15 protein-coding genes and 1 pseudogene are annotated in these 17,676 nt (G+C 72.9%); 7 read left to right on the forward strand and 9 right to left on the reverse strand.

The genetic code is table 11. The annotated features are described in order from the left end of the window. Window positions 1-24: 24 nt before the first annotated feature. Window positions 25-1,815 (forward strand): serine hydrolase, encoded by a 1,791-nt coding sequence (locus ACFYX3_RS14875; RefSeq protein WP_389012803.1) that lies wholly within the window; start codon window positions 25-27, stop codon window positions 1,813-1,815. Window positions 1,816-1,892: 77 nt separating this feature from the next. On the opposite strand, the gene ACFYX3_RS14880 is transcribed toward ACFYX3_RS14875, so the two are convergent. The 4 genes from ACFYX3_RS14880 to ACFYX3_RS14895 form a co-directional block, all read right to left on the reverse strand. After that, a complete protein-coding gene (locus ACFYX3_RS14880) occupies window positions 1,893-2,816 on the reverse strand; it encodes a LysR family transcriptional regulator (RefSeq protein ID WP_389012806.1) in 924 nt (307 codons plus the stop codon). A 26-nt stretch (window positions 2,817-2,842) separates the two neighbouring features. Continuing rightward, a complete protein-coding gene (locus ACFYX3_RS14885; RefSeq protein ID WP_376585357.1) occupies window positions 2,843-4,042 on the reverse strand; it encodes a glycine C-acetyltransferase in 1,200 nt (399 codons plus the stop codon). Window positions 4,043-4,045: 3 nt separating this feature from the next. Further along, a complete protein-coding gene (tdh, locus tag ACFYX3_RS14890) occupies window positions 4,046-5,080 on the reverse strand; it encodes an L-threonine 3-dehydrogenase (protein WP_359516343.1) in 1,035 nt (344 codons plus the stop codon). Between the two features lie 323 nt (window positions 5,081-5,403). Then, a complete protein-coding gene (locus tag ACFYX3_RS14895) occupies window positions 5,404-7,011 on the reverse strand; it encodes a phytoene desaturase family protein (RefSeq protein ID WP_389012810.1) in 1,608 nt (535 codons plus the stop codon). Window positions 7,012-7,082: 71 nt separating this feature from the next. On the opposite strand from ACFYX3_RS14895, the gene ACFYX3_RS14900 reads away from it, so the two are divergent. Continuing rightward, window positions 7,083-7,745, forward strand: coding sequence for a M15 family metallopeptidase (locus tag ACFYX3_RS14900; protein WP_389012813.1), 663 nt, complete (start codon window positions 7,083-7,085; stop codon window positions 7,743-7,745). A gap of 67 nt (window positions 7,746-7,812) precedes the next feature. Here ACFYX3_RS14900 and ACFYX3_RS14905 read toward each other — a convergent pair whose 3' ends face one another. From ACFYX3_RS14905 to ACFYX3_RS14915, 3 genes and pseudogenes are all read right to left on the reverse strand, one after another. After that, window positions 7,813-10,044 carry a tetratricopeptide repeat protein gene (locus ACFYX3_RS14905; protein ID WP_389012816.1) on the reverse strand — a complete coding sequence of 744 codons (2,232 nt, stop codon included), beginning with the start codon at window positions 10,042-10,044 and terminating at the stop codon, window positions 7,813-7,815. Next, a complete protein-coding gene (locus ACFYX3_RS14910; RefSeq protein ID WP_389012819.1) occupies window positions 10,026-10,940 on the reverse strand; it encodes an oxygenase MpaB family protein in 915 nt (304 codons plus the stop codon). Before ACFYX3_RS14910 ends, ACFYX3_RS14905 begins: the two co-directional genes overlap by 19 nt. 484 nt (window positions 10,941-11,424) lie before the next feature. Then, window positions 11,425-11,947, reverse strand: a pseudogene (locus ACFYX3_RS14915) (GNAT family N-acetyltransferase). Between the two features lie 142 nt (window positions 11,948-12,089). Between ACFYX3_RS14915 and ACFYX3_RS14920 the strand changes: the two are divergent. The 5 genes from ACFYX3_RS14920 to ACFYX3_RS14940 all read left to right on the forward strand — a co-directional run bounded on the left by ACFYX3_RS14920 (window position 12,090) and on the right by ACFYX3_RS14940 (window position 16,023). After that, a complete protein-coding gene (locus tag ACFYX3_RS14920; protein WP_389012822.1) occupies window positions 12,090-12,980 on the forward strand; it encodes a potassium channel family protein in 891 nt (296 codons plus the stop codon). Window positions 12,981-13,032: 52 nt separating this feature from the next. Continuing rightward, complete coding sequence (locus ACFYX3_RS14925; RefSeq protein ID WP_389012825.1) at window positions 13,033-13,590, forward strand: YciI family protein; 558 nt, start codon at window positions 13,033-13,035, stop codon at window positions 13,588-13,590. Window positions 13,591-13,737: 147 nt separating this feature from the next. Beyond that, window positions 13,738-14,019 (forward strand): pyrimidine/purine nucleoside phosphorylase, encoded by a 282-nt coding sequence (locus ACFYX3_RS14930; protein ID WP_116162889.1) that lies wholly within the window; start codon window positions 13,738-13,740, stop codon window positions 14,017-14,019. 23 nt (window positions 14,020-14,042) lie between these two features. Continuing rightward, the gene (locus ACFYX3_RS14935) at window positions 14,043-15,263 is read left to right on the forward strand and encodes a hypothetical protein (RefSeq protein WP_389012829.1); all 1,221 of its coding nucleotides are present in this window, start codon (window positions 14,043-14,045) and stop codon (window positions 15,261-15,263) included. Next, a complete protein-coding gene (locus tag ACFYX3_RS14940) occupies window positions 15,247-16,023 on the forward strand; it encodes an alpha-ketoglutarate-dependent dioxygenase AlkB (protein WP_389012832.1) in 777 nt (258 codons plus the stop codon). The genes ACFYX3_RS14935 and ACFYX3_RS14940 overlap by 17 nt, the downstream gene beginning before the upstream one ends. Before the next feature lie 59 nt (window positions 16,024-16,082). On the opposite strand, the gene ACFYX3_RS14945 is transcribed toward ACFYX3_RS14940, so the two are convergent. Then, window positions 16,083-17,261, reverse strand: a complete 1,179-nt coding sequence (locus tag ACFYX3_RS14945) for an acyl-CoA dehydrogenase family protein (protein WP_389012835.1) — start codon at window positions 17,259-17,261, stop codon at window positions 16,083-16,085. Between the two features lie 211 nt (window positions 17,262-17,472). Continuing rightward, window positions 17,473-17,676: a hypothetical protein gene (locus tag ACFYX3_RS14950; protein WP_116162880.1), complete on the reverse strand. Its 204-nt coding sequence runs from the start codon at window positions 17,674-17,676 to the stop codon at window positions 17,473-17,475.

Consider the following 17,676-nt stretch of genomic DNA (forward strand, 5'->3'; position numbering starts at 1 on the left):
CGCTCCGCGTGGGAGAGGGTGGGCATGACGGAGGATGCGGGACGGGACGGAGGGCCGAGCCGCCGCGCGTTCGGCGGTGGAGTGCCGGCCCTCGGAGGTGCGCTGATGATCGGTGCGGTGCCAGGGGCCGCGTCCGGCCCTCGGCCGGGTGCGGGACCGGCCGCGCGCCGGATCACGCTGCGGCGGGGCTCGGCGGAGCGGGCCGGGCTGCTCGCGCCGCATCTGGACGGGCTCGTCGCGGAGGCCGAGCGCTTCCTCGGGCCGTCCCCCACGCACCCCTGGTACGCGGGCGCCGTCCTGCTCGCCGGGCGGGGCGGGACCGTCGCCCTGCACCGGGCGATCGGCTCGGCCGTGCGGTACGCCGCGTACGACGAGAAGAGCGACACGGGGATCGAGCTGCCGCCGGAACAGTGCGTCCCCATGACCGAGGACACCGTCTTCGACCTGGCGTCGGTCTCCAAGCTGTTCACCTCGATCCTGGCGGTGCAGCAGATCGAGCGCGGGGCACTGGAGTCGGAGGCGCGGGTCACCGCGTACCTGCCGGAGTTCGGCGGGGGCGGGAAGCAGGACGTCACCGTACGGCAGCTGCTCACGCACACCTCCGGGTTCCGGTCCTGGATCCCGCTCTACCGGGAGCCGACGCGGGAGGGGAAGCTGCGGCTGCTGTGGGCGGAGACCCCCGCGCACCCGCCGGGCTCCGCGTACCTCTACTCCGACCTCAACCTGATCACGCTCCAGCTGATCCTGGAGCAGATCACCGGTCGCGGTCTGGACGTCCTGCTCCACGACGAGATCACCGCTCCGCTCGGGATGCACCGCACGCGTTTCAATCCGCCGCCCTCCTGGCGGCCGGGGATCGCCGCCACCGAGGACGCCCGGCCGCCCTGGTCCGGCCTCGACCGGGGCATGGTCCACGGCGAGGTCCACGACGAGAACGCCTACGCCCTCGGCGGCGTCGCCGGCCACGCCGGGATCTTCTCCCGCGCCTGGGACCTCGCGATCCTCGCCCGCACCCTGCTCAACGGCGGCGCGTACGGCCGGGCCCGCGTCCTCTCCCCCGCCTCGGTGGAGCTGATGTTCACCGACTTCAACACCGCCTTCCCCGGCGACGAGCACGGGCTCGGCTTCGAGCTCTACCAGCACTGGTACATGGGCGCGATGGCCACCCCGCGCACGGCCGGGCACACCGGCTTCACCGGCACCAGCCTCGTCCTCGACCCGACGACCGACGCGTTCCTGATCGTGCTCGGCAACTCCGTGCACCCGGTGCGCAGCTGGCGCTCGGGCTCCGCGCCGCGCGTCGCCACGGCGGACCGGCTGGCCAGGGCGGTGCCGGTGCGGCCCGCCCGGGGCCGTACCTCCTGGTTCTCCGGCATGGACGGCGACACCGCCGGCACGCTCACCCTGCCGCCGGTGCCGGGCGCCGCCCGCTTCGCGTGCGCGCTGTGGTGGGACACCGAACCGGCCGCGGACACCGCCGTCCTGGAGGCCTCCCGGGACGGAGGGGCGACCTGGGTGCCGCTGCCGTTCGTCACCGTACGCCCGGGAGAGGAGCCGGAACCGCACCCGACCGGGGCGGTGAGCGGCTGGTCCGGCCGGGCCTGGCACCGGCTCACGGCCGAGGTCCCCGAGGCCGACGCCCTTCCCGTACGGCTGCGCTGGCGGTACGCGACGGACAAGCGGTACATCGGGCGCGGGGTCTACGTGGACGGGCTGCGGGTCCTCGACGCCGCCGGGCTACCGCTCTTCGACGAGGCCCGGCCCGCGGACGGGGCGCGGGTGGAGGCGGTGGGGTGGACGGCGTCGGAGGACTGACCGGACTTCTTCGACACCCGGCGTCCGCCGACTGACCGGATCCGTCGGAGCCGGGAGCCACCGGCCGATCGGGCCCTTCAGTGCTCGGCTTCCGCCCGTTCCGGTGCCGCCGCCGTGCGGAGTTCCGTCAGGAGCGGGCTGATCAGGGGGTGTTCCTCGGCTCCGCGCCGTACCGCCGCGAAGACCCGGCGGGTGGGCGCGACCCCGTCCACGGGGCGGACCTCGACGCCGGAAAGGTCCATCCCGCGCAGCGCCGAGCGCGGCACGAGCGCCACTCCGGCGGCAGCCGAGGCGAGGGCGGCGACGGCCCGGAAGTCGTCGGAGACATGCGCGAAGCGCGGGGCGAACCCGGCGTACTCGCAGGCCAGGACGGTCACGTCGTGGCAGGGGTTGCCGGTGGACTGCCCGATCCAGGTGTCCTTGGCGAGGTCGCCGAGCGCGACCCGTTCGCCGGCCGCCAGGGGGTGGCCGGGCGGCAGGACCGCGTCGAACGGCTCGGCGTAGAGCGGGACCCGGGTGAGCCGGGCGTCGTCCTCGCCCGGTGCGCCCCGGTACTCGACGGCGACGGCCACGTCCACCTGCCGGTCCAGGACCATGAGCAGGCTCTCGTCGCCCTCCGCGTCCCGGACCCGGACCCGGATGCCGGGCGCGGTGCGGTCGAGGGCCGCGATGGCGGGCGCCACCACGAGCCCGATGCCGGTGGCGAACGCGGCGACCGTGACCGTACCGGCGTCGCCGGAGCCGTAGGCGGCGAGCTCGGCCTCGGCGCGCTCCAACTGGGCGAGCACGGCGTTGGCGTGGCTGAGCAGGATCTCGCCGGCCGGGGTGAGGCGCGCGCCGCGGGCGCTGCGCTCCACCAGGCGGTGGCCGGTCTCCTGCTCCAGGGCGGCGAGCTGCTGGGAGACCGCGGAAGGGGTGAGATAGAGCGCGGCGGCTGCCGCCGTGACCGTGCGGTGGTCGGCCACCGCACGGAGGATGTGCAACCGCCGCGCTTCGATCATGCCCCTAGTGTCTCAGCCTGCGGACACTAGCCGCGCAGGGCGGCCCGGGCGTCGACGAAGGCGTCCACGGCCCGGTTCACGTCCTCCGTCGAGTGGGCGGCGGAGAGCTGGACGCGGATGCGGGCCTGGCCCTGCGGCACGACCGGGTACGAGAAGCCGATCACGTACACGCCGCGCTCCAGGAGCAGCTCGGCCATCCGGCCGGCCTCGGCGGCGTCGCCGATCATGACGGGGGCGATGGCGTGGTCGCCGGGGAGGATGTCGAAGCCCTCCTCGGTCATGCGGGAGCGGAACAGCGCCGTGTTGGCGTTGAGGCGCTCGCGCAGGTCGCCGGCGGACTCCAGCAGGTCGAGGACCTTGAGGGAGGCGGCGGCGATGACCGGGGCGAGGGTGTTCGAGAAGAGGTACGGGCGGGACCGCTGGCGCAGCAGGGCGACGATCTCGGCGCGGGCCGCGACGTAACCGCCGGAGGCGCCGCCGAGGGCCTTGCCGAGGGTGCCGGTGATGATGTCGACGCGGTCCATGACGCCGTGCAGCTCGGGGGTGCCGCGGCCGCCGGGGCCGACGAAGCCGACCGCGTGCGAGTCGTCGACCATCACCATGGCGTCGTAGCGCTCGGCCAGGTCGCAGATCTCGTCGAGCGGAGCGACGTAGCCGTCCATCGAGAAGACGCCGTCGGTGACGATCAGCTTGCGCCGGGCGCCGCCGTCCGTGGCCTCCTTGAGCTGCTGCTCCAGGTCGGCCATGTCGCGGTTGGCGTAGCGGAAGCGGCGGGCCTTGGAGAGGCGGATGCCGTCGATGATCGAGGCGTGGTTGAGGGCGTCGGAGATGACCGCGTCCTCGGCGCCGAGGATCGTCTCGAAGACGCCGCCGTTGGCGTCGAAGCAGGAGGAGTAGAGGATCGTGTCCTCCTGGCCGAGGAAGGAGGAGATGCGGGCCTCCAGCTCCTTGTGCACCTCCTGCGTGCCGCAGATGAAGCGGACGGAGGCCATGCCGTAGCCCCAGCGGTCCAGCGCCTCGTGGGCGGCGGCGATGATCTCGGGGTTGTCGGCGAGGCCCAGGTAGTTGTTGGCGCAGAAGTTGAGCACCTCGCCGGGGCGGCCGCCCGAGGTGACCTCGACGGTCGCGGACTGGGGGGTGCCGATGACCCGCTCGGGCTTGTGCAGTCCGGCCTGCTCGATCTCTTCGAGGGTGGCGCGGACGGAGTCGCGTACGGAATCGAACATGGGTCAGGCTCCCGTGGTCCAGTCGAGGATGATCTTGCCGCTCTTGCCGGAGGCCGCGTCGTCGAAGGCGGCCTCGAAGTCGGTGTAGTCGTAGCGGCCGGTGATGACCGGGCTGAGGTCGAGCCCGCCCTCCAGGAGCACCGACATCGCGTACCAGGTCTCGAACATCTCGCGGCCGTAGATGCCCTTGACCGTGATCATGGAGGTGACGATCTTCGCCCAGTCGACGGCGAAGTCCTCGGCGGGCAGGCCGAGCATGGCGATCTTGCCGCCGTGGGTCATGTTGGCGATCATGTCGCGCATCGCGTGCGGGTTGCCGGACATCTCCAGGCCGACGTCGAAGCCCTCCTTGAGCCCGAGGGTGCGCTGGCCGTCGGCGATGGTCTGCTCGGCGACGTTGAGGGCGAGCGAGACGCCCGTCTTGCGCGCCAGGGCCAGGCGCTCCTCGCTGACGTCGGTGATGACGACGTTGCGGGCGCCGGCGTGCTTGGCGACGGCGGCGGCCATGATGCCGATCGGGCCGGCGCCGGTGACGAGGACGTCCTCGCCGACGAGCGGGAAGGAGAGGGCCGTGTGCACGGCGTTGCCGAAGGGGTCGAAGATCGCGGCGACGTCGAGGTCGACGGGGACGCGGTGGACCCACACGTTGGAGGCGGGAAGCGCCACGTACTCGGCGAAGGCGCCGTCGCGGCCGACGCCGAGGCCGACGGTGGCACGGCAGAGGTGGCGGCGGCCTGCCAGGCAGTTGCGGCACTTGCCGCAGACGAGGTGGCCCTCGCCGCTGACCAGGTCGCCGATGTTGATGTCGGCGACGTCACGGCCGACGGAGACGACCTCGCCGACGAACTCGTGGCCGATCGTCAGCGGCGTGGCGATCGTCTTCTGCGCCCAGCCGTCCCAGGAGCGGATGTGCAGGTCGGTCCCGCAGATACCGGTCCGCTTGACCTTGATGAGGACGTCGCCGGGACCCGTCTCCGGCTCGGGCACGTCCGTGAGCCAGAGTCCCGGCTCCGCGTTCAGCTTGACCAGCGCCTTCAATGCAACGGCTCCCGACGTGCGTGTCCTGTGATGTGAGGGTGCGGGCACGACTGTGTGCCCAAGATCCCTGGAAGAGAATCTTCCGTACGCGAGGCTTGCGGTCCATCGAGGATTTCTTAAGCGCGCTCGCAGATCAGCTTCACACCCCAGGCGGGGAGAGGGCGACGTCAACGGGGCCGAACGGAGAGACCACCGGGGGAGGCGGCCTCACGGCGAGGCCCTGTCGGGGGTCGGGTCGGCCCCGTGGGCGTCCGGCCGGCGCCTCGGCGGCGTCCGGCCGGCGCCTCGGCGCGACCGTCGCGCCGAGGCCCGCCGTGGTCCCCTCAGCGCCCCAGCGCCGCCATCGCCGCGTTGTGGCCGGGGATGCCGCTCACTCCCCCGCCACGGATCGCGCCCGCGCCGCACAGGAGGACGTTGGCGTACCGGGTCTCGACGCCCCAGCGGCCGGTGCCCTCGTCCCCATACGGGAAGGAGAGGTCGCGGTGGAAGATGTGACCGCCGGGCAGCCGCAGTTCGCGTTCGAGGTCGAGCGGGGTCTTCGCCTCGATGCAGGGGCGGCCCTCCGCGTCGAGGGCGAGGCAGTCGGCGATCGGCTCGTCCAGGTGGGCGTCGAGCTGGGCCAGGGTCGCCTTCAGGAGCTGCGCGCGCGTCCCGTCGTTGTCGTCGGCGAACAGCCGGGCGGGGGTGTGCAGGCCGAACAGGGTCAGCGTCTGGTGGCCCGAGGCGGCGAGTTCCGGGCCGAGGATCGTCGGGTCGGTGAGGGAGTGGCAGTAGATCTCGGACGGCGGCGCGGAGGGCAGGCGCCCGGCGGCGGCCTCGGCGTGGGCGGCGGCCAGCTGTCCGTACCCCTCGGCGATGTGGAAGGTGCCGGCGAAGGCCTCGCGTGGGTCGACGGAGCGGTCGCGGAGCCTCGGCAGCCGGGTGAGCAGCATGTTGACCTTGAGCTGGGCGCCTTCAGGGGCCGGCGGGGGCGTCTCGCCGAGCAGGGCGGCGAGCTCCTGCGGGGAGGCGTTGACGAGGACCCGGCCGGCCTCGACGGTGCCCTCGCCGTCGGCCGTGCGGTAGGTGATCGCGGCGCGCTGCCCGTCGGTCTCGATCCGGGTGGCCTCGTGGCCGGTGAGGATGCGGGCCCCGGCGGCCCGGGCGGCGTCCGCGAGCGCGTCGGTGAGGGCGCCCATGCCGCCCACGGGCACGTCCCAGTCGCCGGTGCCGCCGCCGATGACGTGGTACAGGAAGCAGCGGTTCTGCAGGAGGGTGGGGTCGTGGGCGTCGGCGAACGTGCCGATGAGGGCGTCGGTGAGGACCACGCCCCGGACGAGGTCGTCGGCGAAGGTCCTCTCGACGGCCACGCCGAGGGGTTCCTCGAAGAGCATCCGCCAGGTGTCGGCGTCGTCGACGCGGGCGCGCAGCCCCTCGCGGGTGGGGAGGGGTTCGGTGAGGGTGGGGAAGATCCGGCGGGCGGCCTCGCCGGTACGGGCGTAGAAGGCCTGCCAGGCCTCGTACGCGCGGTCGGAACCGGTGAGCGCGGCGAACGAGGCCCGGGTGCGGTCGGGTCCGCCGCCGACGAGGAGGCCGCCCTCGCCCTTCGGGGTGTACGAGGAGACGGACCGTTTCCGCACGGCGAACCGCAGCCCGAGGTCCCGCACGATCTTGTCGGGCAGGAGTGAGACGAGGTACGAGTACCGGGAGAGCCGGGCGTCGACCCCGGCGAACGGGCGCGTCGACACGGCCGCCCCGCCGGTGGAGCCGAGCCGCTCCAGGACGAGGACGGAGCGTCCTGCGCGGGCCAGATAGGCGGCGGCGACCAGCCCGTTGTGCCCGCCTCCGACGACGACGGCGTCGTACTGGGGGTCCCGCCCTGCTCGAGAGAGGTCGAGAGCTTGGGGGAGGGCGGGCGCCTGGGCGTCGCGGAGTGGATCAGGGGCAGTCATGGCTCATGCTCACACGCGCCCGTGTGCCGGGGGAACCCCGCCGTCCGGTCATGATCCGTCATGATCACGGCATGGCTGAGATCATCCTGATGTCGGATCCGAGGGTCGCCGCGATACCCGTGACGGAGTGCGGTGAGCGCCTGGTGGACGTCCGCGGCGTCGGCTCGCTGCTCGTCGACACGCGCAAGCAGGACCCGGCGGACGCGTTCGCGCATCTGCGGGAGGGCGTCGTCGAGCGACTCCTCACGGCGCAGGAGCTGCTGCCGGGAGGACTGCGGCTGCTGTTCGTCGAGGGGTACCGTCCGCCGTCCCTCCAGCGGGCGTACTTCGAGGAGTACGCGGGCCAGTTGCGCGCGCTGCACCCCGCGTGGCCCGAGGAGCGGATCCTCACGGCGGCGAGCCGGTACGTGTCCCCGCCCGAGATCGCCCCGCACAGCGCCGGGGCGGCCGTCGACCTGACGCTCGCCGACGCCGACGGGCGCGAACTGGACCTGGGGACCCGGATGAACGCGGACCCCGAGGAGAGCGGCGGCGCCTGCTACACCCACGCCGAGGGCATCTCCGAGCAGGCGCGCGCCCGCCGGGAGCTGCTCGGCTCCGTGCTCACGACGGCGGGCCTGGTGAACTACCCGACGGAGTGGTGGCACTGGTCGTACGGCGACCGGTACTGGGCACTGGCGACGGGCGCGGCGGCGGCGCCGTACGGGCCGAGGGAACTCACGCGGCTCGACTGACCGCATCCGGGACCGCGCGCCCGACGTCGCGCCTCCGGCGGGCGGTCACGCCCCTGGCTGCGGCCCGTCACGCCCCCGGTGGGGTCGCCGCCTTCAGGAGGAGGGCGGCCGCTTCGGCGTCGCGGCCGAGGCGCTCCAGGCAGTGGGCCTCGTCGTCGAGGGCGGCGAGGGTGTCGGGGTGCGCGGGACCGAGGAGCCGGGTGCGGGTGGCGGCGATCGCCCTGTGGCACTCCCGCGCCTCCTCCCAGCGGTCGAGCCGGCCGAGGGCGACGGCCGTCTCCCAGCGGCTGGTGAGCGTGTCCGGATGGTCGGCGCCGAGGACCCGCTCGCGGTCGGCGTGCACGCTCTGGGATTCGGCGAGCGCCTCCGTCCAGCGTTCGAGGCGGCCGAGGTTGACGGCGAGGGCCTGGCGGGCGCGCAGCGTCTCGGGACCGTCGGGGCCCTGGGCGCGGGTGCGGGCGGCGACGAGGTCGCGGCAGAGGTCGAGGGCGTCGGCGGCCTGGCCGAGCCGGCCGAGGCAGACGCCGGTCTCGTAGCGGGCCGCGAGGGTGTCCGGGTGGTCGGGGCCCAGGGCGGTGGCGCGGGCGTCGGCGACCGCGCGGTACTGGACGAGCGCCTCCTGCCCGCGGCCGAGCCGGGTGAGGGTGTACGCCACCTCGTGGCGGGTCATGAGCGTGTCGGGGTGTGCATCGCCGAGGAGCCGGGCGCGGGCCTCGGCGACCTCGTGGGCGGTGCGGTACGACTCCTCCAGGCGGCCGAGGCGGCCGAGGGTGAACGCCATGTTGTGGCGGCAGCGCAGGGTGTCGGGGTGGTCGGGGCCGACGGTGCGCTCGCGGGCGGCGAGCACCTCGCCGTACACCTCGTACGCCTCGGGGTGCCGTCCGAGGCGGCCCAGGGCGTAGGCCCGCTCCTGTCGCGCGGCGAGGGTGTCGGGGTGGTCGTCGCCGAGCACGCGGGCGCGGGCTTCGGCGACCCTGCCGAAGACGTGCAGGGCGTCGGCGGGGCGGTCGAGCCGGGCGAGGGCGAAGCCGACCTCGTAGTGGCTGGTCAGGGTGTCGGGATGGTCCTCGCCGAGGGTGCGGGCGCGGTCACGGGCGACGGACCGGTGTACGGACTCGGCCTCGTCCCAGCGGCCGAGCCGGCCGAGGCCCATCCCGGCGCGGAACCGGCCGGCGAGCACCGCCACCAGCTCCGCCGGGGGCTCGGGGGCGGGCGGCGGGGTGGTGTCGGGTGCGGCGGCGGTCCACTCGGTGGTGAGGACGGCGGCGGGGTCGTGGGCGGCCGGGCGCGGTCCGGTGACGGCCGCCGGGCGGTGCCCTCCGGTGATCCCCCGGACCCACGCGGGCGCCGGGGCAGGCTCCTCGGGGAGCGGGACCGGCATGGGGACGGTCAGCGGCAGGGCGGGGAGCGCGGGCGTCTCGGCCGGCGGCGGGAACGAGGCAGTGCCGAAGCGGCCCGAGACGATCCGGCGGCGCAGGTCGCCCGCGTCGGACGGCCGCTCCTCGGGGGCCTTGGCGAGCAGGTCGACGACGATGCGGTCGAAGTAGTCGGGCAGCTCGGCGCGGATCGCGCGCGGCGGCGTCGGCACCGTGTCCCGGTGGCCGATGAGGATGGCCCAGGAGTCGCCGAGGTCGAACGGCGGCGCGCCGGTGGCCAGCTCGTACAGCACGCAGCCCAGTGAGTAGAGGTCGCTGCGGTGGTCGATCTCGCCACCGCCCCCGATCTGCTCCGGGGACATGTAGTGGGGCGTCCCCATGGCGATGCCGGTCCCGGTGAGCTTCGAGGTGAAGCCCATGTCGGCACCGAGGCGCGCTATCCCGAAGTCGCAGATCTTCACCGTGCCGTCCTGCAGCCGCATGATGTTCGCGGGCTTCAGGTCGCGGTGCACGATCCCCTGCCGGTGCGTGTACGCGAGGGCGTCGGCGACCTGGTCGGCGATCTCGACGACGTCCTGGACGGGCAGCGGCTGCTGGTCGTTGGAGACGAGGAGCTGGCTGAGGTTGCGTCCCTCCAGGAGCTCCATGACGAGGAACAGCACGCCCTCGTACTCGCCGAAGTCGTGCACGACGGTGATGCCCCGGTGCTGGAGCGCGGCCGCCACCCGGGCCTCGCGGCGGAAGCGCTCGCGCACCACGGCGAGGACCTGCGGGTCCTGCTGCGGGCCGAGCGGTTTGAGGCACTTCACGGCGACGCCGCGCCCGAGCGCCTCGTCGGTGGCGCGCCACACCTCGCCCATGCCTCCGCGACCGATGACCTCGTGCAGGCGGTACCGGCCCTGGATCAGTCTGGAGTCCCCCATCGTGTGCTGCCGCCCCCGTCGAATCCGTACTGCCTTCTCGGCTCCTCCAGTATGGCCGCCGGGTCGGACAGTGAATACGGGGCGGGGTACGCGTACGGGTCGGGTCGGGTATCCGGGCCGAGCCGGTCCACTGCGCGCAGGATGTGCCGGGGCGGCAGCCGCCACCGCAGGCGGGCGGGGATGCAGCGCAGGAGGTTGGCGGTCGCGACGAGCCGGCGGGTGACGGTCTCCGGAGGCGGGGCGGGGTGGCCGTAGAGGGCGTGGGCGTAGGGGGGCAGAGTGTCGTGGGCGAGCGCGGTGACGCGCCGCCAGATCACCTCGCGCGCCGGTACCAGGGCGGGTTTGACGGGCGGGCGGCGGAGGAAGTCGGCGACGGTCCGGGCGTCGGGGCCGGCGGCGAGTCCGGGGCGTACCGCCTCGAAGTAGGCGGCGAGCTCGGCGGTGGACGCCGGGACGGTGTCGGGGTCGAGGCCGACGAGCCGGGCCGAGGTGCGGTGCTCGTCGACGTACCGGTCGGCGTCGGCGTCGGTGAGCGGGATCCCGGAGCGGCGTGCGACGGAGAGGTACGAGTCGGTCTCGGCGCAGTGGACCCAGAGCAGCAGTTCGGGGTCGTCCACGCCGAGCAGCCGGTGGATCCGCCGGACCCGCGCGCCGGCCGCCTCGGCGGCTTCGGTGGTCCCGTAGCTGAGGGTCCCGACGAAGTTCGCGGTCCGCATCAGCCGGCCCCAGGGGTCCTCCTGGAAACTGCTGTTGATCATGACGCCGCGGACGGCGACGGGGTGCAGGGCCTGGAGCCAGAGCGCCCGGACGCCGGCGATCCACATCACCGGGTCGCTGTGCAGCTGCCAGGTCACGGAGCGGGGGCCGAAGAGCCCGGGGTCGGCGTCCTGCCTCATGGCGCTCAGGCTACGCCGGAACCGGCCCCGGGGAACCGGTCAGGACCGGTCCTCTTGCGGCGGGCCCGGGCCGGGACGTTCCCGGCCCGCCCTCCGGGCGCCGGGCGGCCGGGGCCGCTGGTGCTGCCGCTCGCGCCGGATCTGCGGGTGCACGGCGGACGCCCGGGCCGCCGCATAGCTGGCGGCCCTGGTCCCGTCGGCGGAGGAGCGGGCGCCGGTGCCGGCGGCCGCGTACAACGTGGCCGCTCGGCTCCTGGCACGGAAGGCGGGCGTCGACCCGGGTCCGCCGCATACCTGGCGGGCCGGGTCGGCGACGAACGGGGCGGCGGGGCGGACCGGGAGATCGCCGTGACGATCGAGGAGGACGACGATGGCGGCCGCCTGGGCGTCTCGCGAAGACGGCCGCGCACGGCCGGCGCGCCCTCCTGGCACGCGCGCCGGGCGCCCGACGCGGGCTCGGCCGACGCCTCGGGTGCCTCGCCGGTCAGTCGACGCGGGGGCCGCGGCGCTCGACGAGGACCGTGTCGCGCCAGACGCCGTGATGCCGGGCGATGCGCGCGCGGGTGCCGACGACCCGGAAGCCGGCCCGCGCGTGCACAGCCAGGCTCGCGGCGTTCTCGGGGAAGATCCCGGACTGGACGGTCCAGATCCCCGCCCCTCGGTGGAGTCGACGAGTGCCTTCAGCAGGGCGGAGGCGACGCCTCGGCCGCGGGCGCCGGGGTGCACGTACACCGAGTGCTCGACGACGCCGGCGTACGCGCACCGGTCGGAGACCTTCGTGACGGCGACCCAGCCGAGGACGCGCCCCGTCCCGTCGACGGCGGCGAAGCGGTGCTCGGGCAGCTTGGCCGCGTCGAACTGCTCCCAGCCGGGGCGGCGGTCTCGAAGGTGGCGTTCCCCTCGTCGACGCCGACCCGGTGGACGGCGACGACCTCGTCGGCGTGCTCCGCGCCGAGGGGCACCACCAGGTTCGGTCCGCAGGGTTCGACAAGCGCCTCGTTCGACATCCGCCCATGCCGGCACGGGCCGGCGTCGGGCGTGAGGCCGCCGTCCCCGTGCGGGGTGCCGCCCGGCCGCGCATCCTCTAAGCATGGCCAGCAAGCTTCTCGGTCCGCCCGCGCGGACCTGCGCGGGGCGGACGGTGCCCGCATGACGTGGCTGCCCGTCCTCGCGGGAGCGGCGCTGATCCTCTTCATCCTGCGGGACGTCTTCCACACCATCTGGCACCCGACCCGGCACGGCGGGCTGAGCCGCCTGGTGATGCTGGGTGTCTGGCGACTCTCGGCCCATCGCGGGCCGCGGTTGCGGCCGGTCGGTCTGGCGGGGCCCGTGGGCATGATGACGGTCGTCACCGTCTGGGCGTTCGTCATCGCCGTCGGCTGGGGCCTCATCTACTGGCCCCACATGCCGGACGACTTCTCGTACGCCCCCGGCCTCGTCCCCGCCGACCACGCGGGCCCGGTCGACGCGCTGTACGTCTCGCTGGTCACCCTGGCCACCCTCGGGCTCGGCGACATCGCTCCGACCTCGCAGTGGCTGCGGATCCTCGCCCCGGTGGAGGCCCTGGTGGGCTTCGCCCTGCTGTCGGCGACCGTCGCCTGGGTCCTCGGCATCTATCCGGCCCTCGCCCGCCGCCGGGCGCTCGCGCTGCGCCTGTCCCATCTGGGCCGCAACCGCCTCACGGTCGAGGTCCTCGACTCCGACGGCGGTGCCGTGCTCCTGGACGGCCTGGCCTCCGTGTTCGCGACGGTCACCGTCGACTTCCTGCAGTACGCCGAGTCGTACTACTTCTACGACGGTCAGGAGAGCATCTCCCTGGCCGCCCGGCTCCGCGACGCCGTGGACCTGGCGGAGCGGGCCGAGCGGGCCCGCCATCCGGACGTCCGGCTCTCGGCGTCGGTCCTGCGCACGGCACTCGACGACCTGGCCACCGTCCTCGACGAACGCTTCCTGCGCACGGGCGGTCCTTCCGACGAGGTGTTCAGGGCGTACGCGTCGGACCACGGCCGCTCCTGGACGGGTGCGCGTCACGGGCCGTGACGCGCACCTAATTCCCTCGACATGATCGCTCCGGGCACCACATCCTGGCCCCATGGAATTCCTCTGCCACCACCGTGACCGGTCCGCGTCCATGCCTCTGAGGGACGTCCTCCTGGAGGCGCACTGGACGTACATGGACGGCTTCGCGAAGCAGCTGATCGCACGCGGGCCGACCTTCGACCCGGTGGCCGAGAGGTGCACGGGGAGCGTGCACATCGTCGACCTTCCCGACGCGGCCGCGGCCCGGGCGTTCGCCTTCGACGAGCCGAACTACCAGGCCGGGGTGTACCGGGACGTCCTGCTGCGGCGGTGGCGCAACACGCTGGGCCGGACGATGTGGGAGTTCCCCGGAGGCCGCGAGGGCGGCAACCGGTACCTGGTCCTGGGCCTCGGGGAGGGCGAGCCCGTCGACCTCACCCCTCCGGCGGACCGGGAGGACCTGATCGCCTACGGCCCCCTGCTGTCCGACGACGGCGGCACCTGGGTGGGCACGGCGGCCCTGGTCCGCGCCCCGGACGCGGCGGCGGCCGCGGCCGTCCTGCGGACCCCCGACCGGTACGCCGACATCGAGGTCCACGACTGGTCCTTCGGCGGCCGTCCGACGACCTGACCGCCCCGCCGAACAGCTCCGTCCAGCAGGTGAGATGAACCGGGCGGGCGACCGGACGACCGCTCCCGCGCCGTTAGGGTTCCCCTACCCGTGGCCGGTACACGATCTCCCGGCCACCCCATCCGCCCCACTCACACGAGGACGCCCATGTTCACGGTCAACGAGTACTTCGACGGCACGGTCAAGTCGATCGCGTTCACCCAGGAGGAGGGCCCGGCGACCATCGGCGTCATGGCTCCCGGAGAGTACGAGTTCGGCACCGCGGCGCCGGAGATCATGCACGTGGTCAGCGGCGCCCTGACGGTCAGGCTGCCCGGCGCCGACGAGTGGGAGACGTACGCCGCCGGGTCCCACTTCAAGGTTCCCGGCGAGAGCCGGTTCCAGCTCAAGGTGGCGGTGGAGACCGCCTACCTCTGCGAATACCGCTGAACACCAGGACGGTGACGAGGACCGTGACCACTGCAGAAGCCCGTATCGAGGACGCGAGCAACATCCTGGTCGCGCCGTCGGCGCTGAAGGACGACGACCTGATCGAGGACTTCTTCGGGTCCGTGATCACGCCGGAGGATCTCGCTTCCGGTTCAACCGACCTCGCGCAGAAGACCGTCTACCTGTGTGGCGACATATCCGGGATCAACGGCCGCCGGCTCGACGCGGCTGCCCGGGTGTTCGTCGTCCGGGAGCTGTCGCACGGCCGGCACGAGGACCTCGACGCGTCCTGGAACCTCGTCGGCCTCGGCCGGGTCCCCCTCCGCGTACACGGCGTCGGCGTGTACTACCGCCGGTTCTTCGGACTCGGCACCGATCACTTCGAACGGATCCGTACGGAGCACGAGTTCCAGTCCCTGACGGAGTCCACGAAGCCCGGAACGGCTCATCGCAGCGGAATCTATCTGACGCCCGTCGCCCAAGACGGTGACGAACTGCATTTCCGCCTGCTCCGCTGCTCCACGAACCTCTCGGGGCCGACCGAGGGCTTCCGCCCGACCGACACGCACATCGTCGAGGCCCTGAACCGCGAGGCCGCCTCCGTCTTCCGGGACCAGGCGCCGCTCAATCACGTCCTCGCCCAGACCTACCACAACACCCTTGCCACGGCCGAGCGCAAGCAGTCCAAGGCCAGGATCTCGTCCCATGCCGACAAGACCAAGGACATGCCCGTCAACGGCGTCATGGCCTTCTGCACGTTCTATGACCGGCTCGACGGGCTGGAGCCCCTGGCCGGGGACGCCTTCGACTACGGCGTGAAGGGTGTCAGCGGGTTGACCCGACTCCGCTTCCACCTCAAGGACCCGACCGCGGAACGCGACGGGGTGGCGCTCCCCGCGCAGTTCAGCGTGACTCTCCACCCCGGCTCCGTGTTCTTCGTGCCGCTGTCCACCAATCGCCTGTACACGCACGAGATCCGGCCCTCGACGCTGGACGCCGCGCTGCTTCCGACCCGCCTGGGATACGTGGTGCGCTGTTCGAGCACCGAAGCCGTCCACAAGGACGGCGAAACGTTCCTCAAGAGGGCAGGAGGTCTGGTGAGGCTGGAACCCCCCACACCGGCCGGCATGGACGAGCTGCGCAGGCTGTACGCCGAGGAGAACAGGTCCACGTCCTTCATCGACTACGGCGACAGGTTCCTCTTCAGCATGAACACGGGAGACTACGTTGCCCCCCGAGCCTAGGATCTCGGACGAGATCCTCTCGTGCGCTCTGCCGACCGAGGAGAACCTCTTCGCGGAGCTGTCCGCGTCCACTCACTGGGAAGACCTGGGCAAAGGCAGACGAGGCGCCACACTCACCAGGATCGACGAGGCGGGCGGCGTGCCTCTCGTCCGCACCACCACTCGATACGGAAACCCGGCGCAGCGTTTCGGCCCGGTGCACGAACGGCTGGCGCAACAGGTCCAGGAACGCGCAGCGCTTCCCGTCGGCTTCAACAACGCCCTCATCGAGAGCTACACGAACGCCTACAAAACGATGGGCAGCCATTCCGACCAGGCCCTCGACCTGGCCGACGGCTCGTTCATCGCCGTCTTCTCCTGCTACGAGCGTCCCGAAGCAGGACCGACGAGGAAGCTCGTCTTCGAATCGAAGGGGGCCGGAGGCGAGAAGTCCGAGATCCCTCTCGCCCACAACAGTGTCGTCGCGTTCTCCGTCGACGCGAACCGGCGTCTCAAGCACAAGATCGTATGGACCGCGCCCGCCCGGACGGAGACGGCGGACAACCCATGGCTGGGCGTCACGTTCCGCACGTCGAAAACCCTGGTCAGGTTTCGCGACGGACACGCACACCTCCCGCGGGGTGCGCGCCTCATGCCGGCCGACGACGAACAGAGGACCGAGTTCTACCGACTGCGGCGCCGCGAGAACCACGAGACGGACTTCGTCTACCCCCCGCTGACGTACACCATCAGCGACAGCGATCTGACGCCGCCCGTCTGAGCCGCGGACGTTCGGAGCCGGCCCGGGCGCCGACAGCGAAGCCCGGGCCGCCGTCCGAGCTAGCGGCGGACGCGGGGCATGCCCAGGCCGATCCAGGAGATGATCTCGCGCTGGATCTCGTTGTTGCCGCCGCCGAAGGTGAAGATGACGGCCGAGCGGTAGCCGCGTTCGAGTTCGCCGTGGAGGACGGCGCCCGCCGAGCCCTCCTTGAGGGCGCCCGCCGAGCCGACGACCTCCATGAGGGCCGCGTAGGCGTCGCGGCGGGCCTCGGAGCCGTACACCTTGACGGCGGAGGCGTCCTGGGGGGTGAGGGTGCCGTGCTGGACGGCGTTCACCATCTGCCAGTTGAGGAGCTTCATCGCGTCGAGGCGGGCGTGGGTGCGGGCCAGGGTGCGGCGGACCCAGGGGAGGTCGATGACGCGGCGGCCGTCGGAGAGTGTGGTGTCGGCGGCCCAGCGCTGGACGTCGTGGAGGGCGCGGATCGCCATGGTGCCGTGCGCGGCGAGGGTGACGCGCTCGTGGTTGAGCTGGTTGGTGATGAGCCGCCAGCCCTTGTTCTCCTCGCCGACACGGCGGGAGACGGGGACGCGGACGTCGTCGTAGTGGCTCGCGGTGGTGTCGTGCGAGGCGAGCGTGTTGATGATCGTGCAGGAGTAGCCGGGGTCGCTCGTCGGCACGAGGAGCATGGTGATGCCCTTGTGCGGCGGGGCGTCCGGGTCCGTGCGGACGGCGAGCCAGACCCAGTCGGCGGTGTCGCCGTTCGTCGTCCAGATCTTCTGCCCGTTGACGACGTACGTGTCGCCCTCCCGCACCGCGCGGGTCTTCAGGGCGGCCAGGTCGGTGCCCGCGTCGGGCTCGCTGTAGCCGATGGCGAAGTCGATCTCGCCGGAGAGGATCCGGGGCAGGAAGTACGCCTTCTGCTCGTCCGTGCCGTACTGCATGATCGTGGGGCCGACGGTGTTCAGCGCCATCAGCGGCAGCGGCACTCCGGCCTGCGCGGCCTCGTCGAAGAAGATGAACTGTTCCATGGGCGTGAGGCCGCGCCCGCCGTACTCGGTGGGCCAGCCCACCCCGAGCCAGCCGTCCGTGCCGAGGCGCCGCACGGTCTCGCGGTAGAAGCGCTTCTGAGCGGCCGGGTCCGCGTAGCGGGTGTGGACGTCGTCCGGGACCAGCTCGGCGAAGTACCCCCGCAGCTCGGCGCGCAGGCTGTTCTGTGCGGGCGTGTACTCGAGGTGCATGGCGTCCTCCCGTGGCGGCGTCCGGCGGCGGCTACCTGTGGCGTCCTCATGCGGTGCGACGCGCGACGGCGGACACGGTAGAACGTGTTCCACAAATGTGGAAGCCTCGGGACGCCTCCGGGACGCCCGTGGCCCCGGTTCGGTACGGCGACCGATCCGGGGCCCGTGAGAGGGGATGAGCGAGAGGACCGGCCCGAAGGCCGGACAGGTCCTATGGCAGGAGCTCGTCCATGGAGGTGCGCCGCCCCTTCTTCGCCATGCGGGCTTCCGCCCAGGCGAGGGTCTTCTCGTTCACGTCACGGCCGGAGGCGAGGACCAGGTCCTCCGCCGTGATCTCGCCCTCCGAACCAGCGTGCAGCATCCTGTCGGGCGTCGGGCGTTCCCCCATGGACGTCTTGTCGGGCTCAGCGTTCAT

It is taken from the genome of Streptomyces sp. NPDC002463 (genome assembly GCF_042889835.1).
GTDB classification, from domain to species: domain Bacteria; phylum Actinomycetota; class Actinomycetes; order Streptomycetales; family Streptomycetaceae; genus Streptomyces; species Streptomyces nymphaeiformis.

Excerpts from the sequence above, each read along its gene's own strand:
- ACFYX3_RS14875 (WP_389012803.1), top strand. The coding sequence starts at position 25 with ATGACGGAGGATGCGGGACGGGACGGAGGGCCGAGCCGCCGCGCGTTC.
- ACFYX3_RS14880 (WP_389012806.1), bottom strand. The coding sequence starts at position 2,816 with ATGATCGAAGCGCGGCGGTTGCACATCCTCCGTGCGGTGGCCGACCAC.
- ACFYX3_RS14885 (WP_376585357.1), bottom strand. The coding sequence starts at position 4,042 with ATGTTCGATTCCGTACGCGACTCCGTCCGCGCCACCCTCGAAGAGATC.
- ACFYX3_RS14895 (WP_389012810.1), bottom strand. The coding sequence starts at position 7,011 with ATGACTGCCCCTGATCCACTCCGCGACGCCCAGGCGCCCGCCCTCCCC.
- ACFYX3_RS14900 (WP_389012813.1), top strand. The coding sequence starts at position 7,083 with ATGGCTGAGATCATCCTGATGTCGGATCCGAGGGTCGCCGCGATACCC.
- ACFYX3_RS14905 (WP_389012816.1), bottom strand. The coding sequence starts at position 10,044 with ATGGGGGACTCCAGACTGATCCAGGGCCGGTACCGCCTGCACGAGGTC.
- ACFYX3_RS14910 (WP_389012819.1), bottom strand. The coding sequence starts at position 10,940 with ATGAGGCAGGACGCCGACCCCGGGCTCTTCGGCCCCCGCTCCGTGACC.
- ACFYX3_RS14920 (WP_389012822.1), top strand. The coding sequence starts at position 12,090 with ATGACGTGGCTGCCCGTCCTCGCGGGAGCGGCGCTGATCCTCTTCATC.
- ACFYX3_RS14925 (WP_389012825.1), top strand. The coding sequence starts at position 13,033 with ATGGAATTCCTCTGCCACCACCGTGACCGGTCCGCGTCCATGCCTCTG.
- ACFYX3_RS14930 (WP_116162889.1), top strand. The coding sequence starts at position 13,738 with ATGTTCACGGTCAACGAGTACTTCGACGGCACGGTCAAGTCGATCGCG.
- ACFYX3_RS14945 (WP_389012835.1), bottom strand. The coding sequence starts at position 17,261 with ATGCACCTCGAGTACACGCCCGCACAGAACAGCCTGCGCGCCGAGCTG.
- ACFYX3_RS14950 (WP_116162880.1), bottom strand. The coding sequence starts at position 17,676 with ATGAACGCTGAGCCCGACAAGACGTCCATGGGGGAACGCCCGACGCCC.